We start from the raw sequence: 12,372 nt of genomic DNA on the forward strand, positions 1-12,372 counted from the left end.
TAAGAATGACATTTATTTCTATTGCTTAAATAAGATAAATTATATAATAATAACTCTTCTATTATTGCGTTTGCCCTTTACAACAAAACCTAAATCCATATGAGATGGCTCTTATTTATACTCTTTTATGCCGGTATCGGGACATTCGATTTAAATGCCCAATCTAAAGTTGAGATTTCTGGGACAGTAACAGATACTTTGGGAATCCCTTTAGCATTTGCCACCATCATGATACTGGATGCAGCAGATAGCAGTTATATAAATTTTACCCAGACAGATAAATCGGGTAATTTTAATTTTAAACAAAATATTGAAATTCCGGTAATCATTAAAGTCAATTATTTAGGATATTTTCCATTTGAAAAAGAACTGGATCCTAAAAATTCCAATGTATTTAATTTGGGTTCTATTCGCCTTGTCCAAATTAATAATGTCCTGTTTGAGGTCGTGATTCGGGAGGCAAAAGCTCCGCTTAAAATGCGTGGAGATACCATTGAATATGATGCCACAACATTTAAAGTACCTTCTGGCTCAACTGTTGAAGATCTTTTAAGGAAATTACCTGGAATCGATGTAGCAGGAGATGGAACCATATCTAGTCATGGCCAGAATGTAAATAAAGTAACCGTAGATGGAAAACGTTTTTTTGGAGATGACCCCACAATGGCTACAAAAAATTTACCGGCCGAAAGCGTTTCAAAAGTCCAGGTCTTTAATGAGAAAAGTGAACAAGAAAAACTAACAGGACTGCCCTTAGATAAGAGTCAAAAGACTATGAACCTGGAACTTAAAGAAGATTTTAAAAAAGGTGGTTTTGGAAAGCTAGTTGCAGGCATCGGTGTAGAAGAACAGGAAACTTCCATTGCTACAACAGAACTCAAATCTAAATGGGAGCTCAAAGGGAATTATAATAAGTTTAATAAAAAAGAACAACTCAGTCTTCTTGGTATTCGAAATAATACAGGAAGAAATGGAATGAATTGGAATGACTATCAGGATTTTAAAGGACAACAAAGTTGGGAATGGAATCAAGCTGAGGAAATTTTTGGATTTGGCTCCGGACAGTATTTTAGATATTATGGTTTAGGATCTGAGGAGGAAGGTGATGAATTTGGCAGCTTTGAAGGATATTTCGGTGACGATGCAGCAGGTTTACCTAATAATTCTCAGGCAGGAATTAATTATAATTATGAGCATAACAAATTGAAATGGACATCAAACTATGTTTATAAACAAAATAATTTGCTTTCAGAAGCTATCCGGAAACGACAGTTTTTTCTTCCGGATAATAATTATACAACTGACGATCAAAGCACACAAGAAAGAAGAAATGGCAGCCACCGTGCGGAACTCATTTTTGAAAAGGAATTTGATTCTTTAAATACATTGGTTTTAAAATTGCGTGGAAATGCTACGTTTACACAAACCATTGTCAGTGGTTTGTTTAATAATTTAAACAGTGAAGATTTTTTAATCAGTAAGTTGGATTTAAATAAAAACGCGGATCGTAAAAATTTAGGTTGGCAAGGTGTAGCATATTATAAACACAAATTCAAAAACAAAAAGCGGAATTTTGGTATTAATTTTATTTATAATGATAATGATCGGACAACGGATGAAAATCAATATTCAAAAAATGAATTTTATGATTTGAATTTAATGGATTCCATTTCTATTCTGGATCAGTTTATTCAATTGACAACGGATATCCGATCTATCAGATCAAGTGCACTTTATGTCGAACCTGTCGGGAAGGATTTTTCATTACAATTTTTTGGAAATTACATACAGCGAAATGACGAACTTAACAGAAATGTGTTTGATAAAATACAAGATGACTTGATTCTAAATTATATTTATTCCAGATCTAATGATCACGTCTTTAGAACCTATAAAACCGGGAGTATTTTGCAATATGGAAAAGGTGGTTTCAATCTTTCTGGTGGACTAGCATTTCAAAATATTCAGCTTGAAGGTAGTTTTCAGGAAGGAAATAGTCAGATTAAAACCATTGATCGCAGCTATAATAACATGACAGGATCCATCACTGCGAACTATCAATTATCTGCAAATCGCCGAATTGGATTTAATTATTATGGCAATGTACAGGAACCAAATTTCAGAAATCTTTCTCCAATAATTGATAATAGTAATCCGCTTTTTATTCGTGTGGGAAATCCGGATTTGGACCCGGAAAGATCACACCAGTTTTACGGAAATTATTATGGCAACAATCAAGCGACATTTACAAATTATAATTTCAATTTGAATTATACATACTACGATAATCAGCACATTTCCGATCAAACGGTTGATAGTTTTTTAGTGACTACCAGCAAGATGGTAAATTACAAGGGAGGCATACGATTAAGCTCATATATGGGCTACGGATTTCCAATAATTAAAAACAAATTGACTATAAGAAGTAATTACAGTTATTCCTATGGATTGTCCAAGAGTATTATAAATGCAGTACTTAATGATGCCGTTTCAAATAATCACGGACTTGGAATATCCTTGTCATGGACTCCAAACGATCAATATTCAATTTATTCTGATAATAGATTGAATTATTCAACTACATCATATTCTATTGGATCGCAACAAAATTATGATGTTTGGAGTCAAGTTTACAACGTTCAATGTAATGCAAAAATAGTATGGAAAGTATTTTTGAATGCCACTCTTGATTATAAAATATTTACAAATCAAAGGTTTGGAGCTGAGTACGAGGTGCCAATATTGAATGCTTCAATCTATCGGCTTTTCCTTAAAGGAGACAGAATGGAAATTAGATTATCTACCTATGATTTATTTAATAGAAATATTTCAATTCGCCAATCTGCTTCTGTCAATCAAATTTCAGATACTCGAACGTTTTTATTATCAAGGTATTATTTATTAAGTGTAAGTTATAATATGAGAGGAATTCGTGCAAGTGTTAAAAAATCTAATGATTGGATGTTTTAAAAAATGAATCCTGTAAATTTTAAATACCATATTAATATCAGCAACCTATTTGAATATCGTACATGAGCATACTGAATGGTTGCCATGGAAAATGTATAAACTTTAAATTTTTATACAACACAAGATTCTGTAGGTGGTTTAATTTTAATAGTGATCTAAATAGTAACATGATTTTTGATTCAAATTACAAAAGCCAAATACTTTAAGCACAGCATGAGGGAGGTATTATGGTATTTTAATATTTTTTAATTCAATATTATTTTGTGTCAGGTATTTTATATTATTCTAAAAAATGAATTCAATCTATTTATGGAAAAATATATTTATTTATTTTTAATTGGATTTTTACTGAATCCTTATTTTATAAATTGTCAATCCGTCCATGGTGAAGTGATTTATGCACAATCAAACAATTGGTCAAAAATAGCTTCATTAATGCCGTACTTAAACCAGGAGGAGAAAGATCGTATTCAGCTGAGTTGGGGGAAAAGCGGTGGATATACAGAGAAAATGAAATTATTATTTAATGATTCATTATCTCATTATACCTATGTAAGAGATGATAAAGGGGAGGAGTCAAATTGGAGTTATAAAAAGCTTAGCTACGAAATTTATCGGAATTATTTAGATCAGACTAGTTTTGATAGAATGGATTTATTAGGTAAAATTTATATTGTTAAAGATAAGATTCAAAAGAGAAAATGGAAAATTGTAGGAGAGATTAAAGAAGTAGGCGGCTATGTTTGCATGAAGGCGGAGACCTATGATACGATTAAAAATCAAAAGATCATTGCATGGTTTACGGACAAAATTTTAGTGCCACTTGGGCCTGCTGAATTTGGAGGGCTTCCGGGATTAATACTCGAAATCAATATAAATGATAATGCCAGCAGCATCATAGCAGAAACTATAAATTTGGATAAAATTGTTAAAATTAATTCGCCCAAAACAAAAGGCAAGTTAATCTCTCATGAAAAATATCAAGGAATTGTTAAAACCTATATTCAGGACTGTATCGAGCGTAGGAGAAATCCATTTTGGGATTTAAGATATTAGTACAACAGAAGTATTTTGCAAATTATTAAGTTTGCAAAAGAGTTAATTTAGAACACTGTCCTGTTTTGGTTTCTCAGGTTTTTTATAATTTGGAAACTGGACATCAGGTTTGACTGGGCGAATTGAATCGTAGGGAATTGTGAGACTATCGTATTTTACTCTTTTGGATAGAAATATTAATATTGAATCTGCTTCCAATTCAATTTTAGCCATTAATATTTTATTACATTCTTCTAATTTTTCTGCAATAAATTTAGTACGTCGCTCATTTAAGCTTTGCTCAATTTTTTCTTGAGATAGTTCGTCAGATTCTTTGCATTGAATAAACAAAGTTGCAAATAAAATATAGCGGGTCCATTTCATAATCCTTTTTGAAATTGAATAATTTCTTGTTTTCTAATTTCAACAATGGAATCGAGTAAATTTTGTTTCCTGGATTTCTGATTTTCTAAACAAATAGAATCCAATTTTTTAGTAAGAAGCTGCTCTTCCAAAACAAATAAACTATCGGCTTTAAATTGAATTTTTCGATCCATTTTATAGCTATCTTCTTCACAGGAAATGAATACGAATAGCAGGAAGGCAATCTTAAATCGTTGCATTCGAAGAAGTTTTTTTTCTGAGAATAAAATTCTGACCCAAATAGACTCTCCGGACACGTTCATCGGCGGCTAATTCTTCTGCAGTGCCAGACATTAAGATTTTTCCATCAACAATCAGGTACGCTCTATCTGTAATGGATAAGGTTTCTTGAACATTATGATCTGTAATCAGAATTCCAATATTCTTTGCTTTTAGTTTTTCAACAATCGACTGAATATCTTCTACAGCAATTGGATCAATTCCTGCAAATGGTTCGTCTAATAAGATAAAATGTGGATCTGATGCCAGGGATCTTGCAATTTCTGTCCGCCTTCGTTCACCACCACTTAATGAGTCACCCATATTTTTACGAACCCGGTTGAGATTAAATTCGTAGAGTAAAGATTCGAGTTTATCTTTTTGTTGTTCTTTACTTAATTGGGTCATTTCCAAAATCGCCCGCACGTTATCTTCTACACTCAATTTTCTAAATACGGAAGGTTCTTGTGGAAGGTAACCTACCCCTTTTCTTGCCCTTACATACATTGCATCCCGGGTGATTTCTTCGTCATTCAGGAATACGGAACCTTGATTGGGTGTAATAAATCCAACCATCATATAAAATGTAGTTGTTTTTCCTGCACCATTTGGACCCAATAAACCTACTATTTCTCCTTCTCCAACTTCAACAGAAACACCATTAACTACAGCCCGTGCACCATATGTTTTAACGAGATTTTCAGTACGTAACTTCATCTTATGGTTTTAATTTTACATCAATATCCCAGTCAGCTCGCAACTCAGGCAATCCAAAATACCAAACGACTTCTGCTTGTGTTTTGTTTGTGTAATTTCCTGGATCCCATTTTTTATTATTATTCTGATCATGTATTAGCCGTACCTTATAGTTGCCTGGGAAAATATTTGTAAGTACTAATTCCTGGCTTGTGGTATTCGGTATAAAGTGTTTTTCTAGAGCAACATTTGTATTCGTTATAAGTTGAAAAATATATGAATATCCAATCTGGAGCGAATCAAAAGCAAGCTTTAATCTTGATAAACTGGCCTTTTCAATATAATTTATTCTAAAAGTATCCAATTTATTTTTAGCGTTGAACCAAGCTTCAATCGCCCCTTCAGAAAATATTACCTTGCTTTCCTTTTTAGAATTGAAATTACCTTGTATGTAAAATTTTCTGGGATCTATCGTATCATATGAAATGCTAGTAACAGAAACAGTAGAATCTAAGAAATAGATTTTTTCAGGTGTTATTTTTTTAATTGGAAAGTCAAAAATAAAAGCAGGCCATTCCGTTGGTTTTACAAAGTTATTGCTTAGAATTAAGCTGCGACTTGAAATTGTTGAAATATCATTTAAAGGTGGAATAAAGAAAGTGTCTTTTTTAAAACCAAAATCGAGAATACAATTTAAACTATCACGGCTTTTATTCCAGATTAATAAACTGTCAAGGTCCACCGCTTTTATATAATCCGAATTGCGTTCACAATTTATATTAATGGATGCTGGTTTTTCGTTAAACAAAAATTTTGTGATACCAGGTTTAACAAAACGATCTTTAATAAATACAGGAATTGAAGCGATTGATAAATTTAAAAAATAGTTATTATTTTTATCCTGTTCAATTTGTATAGGATCATTTAGAAAAGCGAACGATTCACTCGTTTGATCATAAAAGTAATTTTGGTTTTTATCTTCCAGGGCATATAATTTATAATTTCCCGGACTCAGATTTTCAAGTGAGAATTTACCTGCAGTATCGGTCCAGGTAAAATAGAATGGTTTGGTTTTTTGAAATGCAGTATCATCGAGATTTTTATATAACCCTACGATAAGTTTTTCCTTGGCTTCTCTTGTAAATGCATTTTTTACAATTCCGGAAATCGATAACGAATCTATAAAATCACCTGTCGAAAAAATATACCGCAAATCCCGTTGTATATTCCCTGCTGTTATGTCTTTGATGCTTTCACCAAATTGGATAGAATAGGTAGTATTTTCTTTAAGAATTTCCCGTTCATCGAATTCAATAATTAATCTTTTCCCTTTTAGTTTAAACTCTGGTAAATATTGCAAAGTAGGGGAAATACTAATATTAGTGCTAGGGTTATCCAATCGGATCCATTCATTAAATCCTAAGATAATTTGTCGGTCTTTAAAATTCTTTTGAAAATTTGGACTCGATATATCTAAGCGCAGTGCAGGAGCTGTTTTGTCATCTGGACCTCCTGTTATTCCTTTTATGTTAGCACAGGAAGCCGAAAGTAAGCAAACAAGAATACCAACAAACCGAATACATCGCATAGTGCAAAAATAATTAATATTGTCTTTTAAATCAGACTCTCCTCCCTTTCCAATCCGTAGTTATAGGAAGCCAACTCAATATACCTATCAAAATGAAATAAAAACTATGAAACAATGCAACGGGAAAAAACCAGATTTGCCATTTTTTAATATTGTAAAATCGACAAGCATCGTATTGCAAGATGAAATCTGCCAGCCAATATATAAACCAACAACTTCCTGTAATAAGTATCAAATTTAAATCTTTCAGGATGATTCCTAGAATCAAAAATACGATGATAGAGACTCGTTGCAACCAGACCCAGGTTGGAATCCATTTTAGACTCCAATCTTTCATTAGACTCATTTTTCCAGCCCATCTTAAACGTTGCTTAAAGAAAGAAGACCAATCCTTTAAAGCGTGCGTTTTAATAATAGCTTCTGTAGTTTTTGCAAATGCAATTCCGTCGGGATAATTTTCTTTAATTTTATGAATTAAAAATACATCGTCACCAGATGGAATATTATAATTATTTTCAAAAGCATCTTCTTCTAGAAAAATATGTTTGCGGTAAGCTAAATTTGCTGCATTACATAAATGATGAATTTTGGAGCGTAAACCAGCTGCATTTATTAATCCATTCCCACTGAAATCTAAAGCTTGAAAATAGTTAAGGAAGTTATTGGATTGCATTATACCAACGGGTCCTGAAACTAATTTTATTTTTTGATGATTAAAATAGCTTACCATGGAAAGTACCCAGTTTTCAGGTACTATACAATCAGCGTCTGTGGTACATATAATTTCACCTTTTGCGTGATTGATGCCATATGCTATTGCCTTTTTCTTGGATCCTTTGATAGTGGTGCGTTTATAAACACCCAGGCGCATCATTACAAATTTTGGATCTTCAATAGTTTCTAGAATTTCATAAGTATCATCTTCAGACTGATCATCTACTACTATAACTTCGAAGAGATGTGCAGGATAATTTTGTTTCAGACAAGATGTTATACAATCCAGTATTGTAGCTTCTTCATTCCGAGCTGCTATTACAATACTTACAAATGGATTGGTACCAGAATTTGTTGGGCCGGGTGGTTGAATCTTTTTCCAATAGTACAGATAATATACAATCAGAATACAATAGACAAGCGTAAATAAAACAGGAATTAAATATAGAATATGCACACCATCTTTTTATTCAAATAAATCATCATATCGGGAATCTGCAAGCGTTGTTTGTTTTTGATGTTGCGAAGGCCGATCTTTTAAATCTACTTCTTCATAAGGTGTAAATTTTTCTTCAAAGTGATCCTGATTCATTTGTTGATTTAGGCGTCCAAATTTTTTGTAAGCCCATGCTTTAAAGATTAAGCCAAGACTAACAAAAGGTAGGCCAATGACATTAATTCCCGCTTGAATCAAGCCGCCTATAGGGTTATCAACAATTTGCATCCAGATATTCTTAAAATAGGATCCGATAACTTTAGGCTCTAAAACCAAGGCGATTATTAGCAATATCGGACAAGCATACCACATTAATAAATAGAGTTGGAAAAATAGGTAGAATAAGAGGCCGATAAAAAGTAAAAAAATTAGGCTACCCAAGAGTCTTTCGGGAAAACTCTTGCCTGTAGAATAATTATATGATCTAAAAGTGCTCATTGGACAAGCAAAGGTATTAAAAATGTATTATAAAAATAAATAATATGTAAAAATAAATAACTTGATTCTATGAGGATCTCAAATTATACGGGTTTCCTCAATTGTTTGAAAATAAGTTTCATACAATCTTTTATATAAACCATCTTCTTTTTGTAAAAGTTCAACAGGAGTACCAAATTCTTTCATATTTCCATTTTCCATAGCCATTATATAATCGGCATGCTGAATGGTAGAGAGACGATGTGCGATAACAATGGAACTCCTTTTTTCGATGAGTTTTTCTATAGCATTTTGTAAGATATACTCCGTTTCGGTATCTAGAGAAGAAGTGGCTTCGTCCAGTATTAAAATATCTGGATTGCACAATAAAGCCCTTACAAAGGATATTAATTGTCTTTGTCCAACCGATAAATTCGTTCCACGTTCTGAAAGCACGTATTGGTAGTCGCCGGGTAACTTCATCATATAGCTATGGGCTCCAATTTTTTTGGATGCTTCAACAACTGCTTCAAAACTAATTGACGGATCTTTTAGCGTCATATTTTCAAGGATGGTACCTTGAAACAAAAAAACATCCTGGAGTACGACTGCAATTTTTTTACGAAGGAAGTCCAATTTGTAATTTTTAATATCTTTTCCTCCTATAAGGATCGATCCTGTCTGAATATCATAGAGACGGTTTAGAATACTAATTATGGTTGTTTTACCAGAACCTGTACTGCCTACTAAGGCTAAGGTTTTACCTTCTTCTAAACAAAATGAAATATCCTTTAGGACGATATCGGTATCATTATAGCTAAAAGAAACATTTCTAAACTCTAAATCTCCTTTTAGACTGCCACTTTGAATGGTGCCATCATTTGGACTTATTTCTTTATTGTCGAGAATTTCAAAAACACGCCCACCGGCAACCAGGCCCATTTGTAAAGTATTAAATTTATCGGCAAGTGTTCTTATAGGTTGAAACAAACGGGATAAATACATAGGAAAAGCAACCAGTTGACCGATCGTTACAACGCCTTCCAAAACCCCTTGTGCCCCCCACCAGACCATAAAACCCAAAGAAGCAGCGGAGATAATTTCAACTACCGGAAAGAAGACGGCGTAATAAAAAATTCCATCCAAATTAGCTTGTGTATATTCTTTGTTGATTTCCTTAAATTTACCTGCGACCCGTTTTTCTGCAGCAAAAATCTGAACCGTTTTAATACCTGAAATATGTTCTTGTAAAAAAGCATTCATACGAGCAACCTGACTGCGAACCCTTTGAAAAGAAGCTTTTACCTTTTCTTTAAAAACATAGCTAGCGATTAATAGAATCGGAAATGTGATTAAACATATAAGGGTTAATTTAACACTTGTCCAAAACATTAAACCCAATACCGTTAGCAAAGCCAAAATATCTGCAGCAATAGTGATAAGGCCTTCTGAAAAAACAGAATTCACGGTTTCAAGATCATTGATAACCCGCGTAGTATTTGTCCCAACAGGTGTTTTATCGAAATAAGACAGCCGTAACGATAGGATATGACTATAAACTTTATTTCTAAGGTCAAATATTATTTGCTGACCCATAGTATTGGTTAGCATTGTAAAACTATATCTCAAAAGGGTCAAACCAATTAAAATCACCAAATACCAAACTGCAATTATTTTGAGGCCATGTAGATCCTTAACAAGAATATAATCATCTACCATAATATTGGTCAAATATGGAAGGATTGCATTGAATGGCGCCATTAAAATAGCAATCAAAGCGGAAAGCCAAAAGAGACTTTGGTAAGGTTTTATATACTTAACAAGTCGTTTAAGAATTTGAAAGCTAGACATGCAGAATCTATCGAATAGTAATGATAATTGAACTAATTTGTTTAAAAAAGGGTTTACATCATCCCTTCATCTGCAAAGCTAAAATATTTATCCTCTGCAATGATTAAATGATCTAAAACGCCAATATCTAAAGTTTGCCCTGCGGTTTTCATTTTTTTAGTAAGCTCTATGTCCTGCGTGCTTGGTTTTACAGAGCCGGAAGGATGATTATGTACTAAAATCACACCCGTAGCTTTAATTTCTAAGGCCTTTGTAAAAATCAGGCGACTATCTGCTACAGTACCAGTGATGCCTCCTTTACTAAGATTTTCCATCGCTATTTTTTTGTTTGCCCGATTTAAATAAAGTACCCAGAATTCTTCATGATTTAGGTCCTGGAGTTTAGCTCTCACTAATTCATAGGCAATCCCACTGGAGCTAATGACTTCTTTTTCCATAGCAAGAGATTCTTGTCGCCTTCTTCCTAATTCTAATGCGGCTTCAATGGTTATCGCTTTTACAGAACCAATCCCTTTAAATTTTTTCAATTGATGGATTCCTAATTTGCTTAATTCAATCAGATTTTGATTACAACTTTCCAGTATCTTTTTAGCGAGATCTACGGCATTGCTTTCCCGATTTCCAGAACCTAAAATAATTGCCAATAATTCTGAATTACTTAAATTGGATTTGCCCTTTTTTTCTAGTTTTTCCCGTGGACGATCATCTTCAGCCCAATATTTTATAACGCTATTTTCAGGATATACTTTTCGTTTTTTATGCATACTTGCTATTTATTTTAATATTCAGAAAATATGATTTTAAGAATTCATTAAGATGATTAAATATAAGGATTCTAAAACCTATAAATACATTCTAATTATTGAATGACCGTGAATTCTGATTATTTGAAGTGAATTAATTATTGTGTTAGGAATTCCGAAATACCAGACAGCAAAACATTATCGTTCCTTTGAACAATTAAAATTCCAAGTCTCCTATTCTTAATTTCGATTTGATCTTGAAAAAGGAAGATCTATAGAATATTTTAAAAATCATATGCTGGGCTTTAAAGGCAAATTGCAAACAGACGGTTATAGTGTCTATGAAACCTATGAAAATAATCCGGATTTTATATTATTTAGTTGTTGGGCACATGCAAGAAGATATTTTGAACAAGCACTTGATAAGGATAAACAACGAGGGAATTTTGTACTAAGACAAATTCAAATTCTATATAAAATTGAGGAATCAGCCAAAGAACAAAAATTATCCGATGAAAAACGACAAAAATGGCGACAGGAACACGCCACTCCTTTATTAAATACTATTAAAGAATTTCTTGATAAAAATAGAGAATCTATTTTGCCGGCCTGTGCAATTGGAAAAGCTTTTGGATATGCAATCATACGATGGGATAAACTAATTGCATATACCTTTCATGCCGAAGTAAAAATTGATCATAATTTTATAGAAAATGCAATCCGCCCTTTAGCTTTAGGTATGAAGAATTATTTGTTTGCTGGTTCTGATAAATCTGCTCAAAGAGCAGCTAAAGTTTATTCATTGTTTGCAACTTGTAAGCTTCATGGCATGAATCCCTGCCTGCTGGCCGCAGAGCAGGCAGGCATACGCAGGGTTAACTGATGTGTTGCATAGAATAAAGGATCATCGTATAAATCGAATCTCAGAATTACTTCCCCAAAATTGAAGTAAAACAATTGCTCCTGCTCAAGTTGAGCTTATCAGCTAAGTGCACTTGGTTGTACGGATACGGAACAGTGTGAACTGCAATAAATTAAGCCAATCAAAATGTATCCTGAATTTGATGTAGAGGATTTTATCAATTTACCTAACTACAAAATTTATTTAAAGCTTATGATTGATGGGAAGCCAATTAGGCCGTTTAATGCGGCAACTGCAAAGCCTCAGAATTATTAGGCTATTCTTAAACAATGATTAATTATTAACTTTATCTTTTTAA

The 12,372-nt window shown here is 33.0% G+C and carries 11 protein-coding genes; 3 read left to right on the plus strand and 8 right to left on the minus strand.

From position 1 onward, the window contains the following. Positions 1-99: 99 nt before the first annotated feature. Together IPO86_04315 and IPO86_04320 are read left to right on the plus strand one after the other, a co-directional pair. On the plus strand, positions 100-2,970 hold the full coding sequence (locus tag IPO86_04315; protein MBK9727326.1) for an outer membrane beta-barrel protein: 2,871 nt from the start codon (positions 100-102) through the stop codon (positions 2,968-2,970). Between the two features lie 309 nt (positions 2,971-3,279). Then, a complete protein-coding gene (locus IPO86_04320) occupies positions 3,280-4,026 on the plus strand; it encodes a GLPGLI family protein (GenBank protein MBK9727327.1) in 747 nt (248 codons plus the stop codon). A gap of 42 nt (positions 4,027-4,068) precedes the next feature. Here IPO86_04320 and IPO86_04325 read toward each other — a convergent pair whose 3' ends face one another. From IPO86_04325 to radC, 8 genes are all read right to left on the minus strand, one after another. Then, a complete protein-coding gene (locus IPO86_04325) occupies positions 4,069-4,389 on the minus strand; it encodes a hypothetical protein (GenBank protein MBK9727328.1) in 321 nt (106 codons plus the stop codon). Continuing rightward, entirely contained in the window at positions 4,386-4,628 is a 243-nt protein-coding gene (locus tag IPO86_04330; GenBank protein MBK9727329.1) for a hypothetical protein, read from the minus strand. The genes IPO86_04325 and IPO86_04330 overlap by 4 nt, the downstream gene beginning before the upstream one ends. Beyond that, on the minus strand, positions 4,615-5,364 hold the full coding sequence (gene lptB, locus IPO86_04335) for an LPS export ABC transporter ATP-binding protein (protein MBK9727330.1): 750 nt from the start codon (positions 5,362-5,364) through the stop codon (positions 4,615-4,617). Before lptB ends, IPO86_04330 begins: the two co-directional genes overlap by 14 nt. 1 nt (position 5,365) lies before the next feature. Further along, complete coding sequence (locus IPO86_04340; protein MBK9727331.1) at positions 5,366-6,931, minus strand: Ig-like domain-containing protein; 1,566 nt, start codon at positions 6,929-6,931, stop codon at positions 5,366-5,368. A gap of 31 nt (positions 6,932-6,962) precedes the next feature. Beyond that, positions 6,963-8,102, minus strand: coding sequence for a glycosyltransferase (locus IPO86_04345; protein MBK9727332.1), 1,140 nt, complete (start codon positions 8,100-8,102; stop codon positions 6,963-6,965). Positions 8,103-8,111: 9 nt separating this feature from the next. Further along, positions 8,112-8,579 (minus strand): hypothetical protein, encoded by a 468-nt coding sequence (locus IPO86_04350; protein MBK9727333.1) that lies wholly within the window; start codon positions 8,577-8,579, stop codon positions 8,112-8,114. Positions 8,580-8,657: 78 nt separating this feature from the next. Then, complete coding sequence (locus tag IPO86_04355; GenBank protein MBK9727334.1) at positions 8,658-10,409, minus strand: ABC transporter ATP-binding protein; 1,752 nt, start codon at positions 10,407-10,409, stop codon at positions 8,658-8,660. A gap of 53 nt (positions 10,410-10,462) precedes the next feature. Continuing rightward, entirely contained in the window at positions 10,463-11,173 is a 711-nt protein-coding gene (gene radC, locus IPO86_04360; GenBank protein ID MBK9727335.1) for a DNA repair protein RadC, read from the minus strand. A gap of 274 nt (positions 11,174-11,447) precedes the next feature. Here radC and IPO86_04365 point away from each other — a divergent pair, with 274 nt between their 5' ends. Next, the gene (locus IPO86_04365; protein MBK9727336.1) at positions 11,448-12,035 is read left to right on the plus strand and encodes an IS66 family transposase; all 588 of its coding nucleotides are present in this window, start codon (positions 11,448-11,450) and stop codon (positions 12,033-12,035) included. Positions 12,036-12,372 lie beyond the last annotated feature (337 nt).

The sequence above is a fragment of the Saprospiraceae bacterium genome, assembly GCA_016717265.1.
GTDB lineage: Bacteria > Bacteroidota > Bacteroidia > Chitinophagales > Saprospiraceae > Vicinibacter.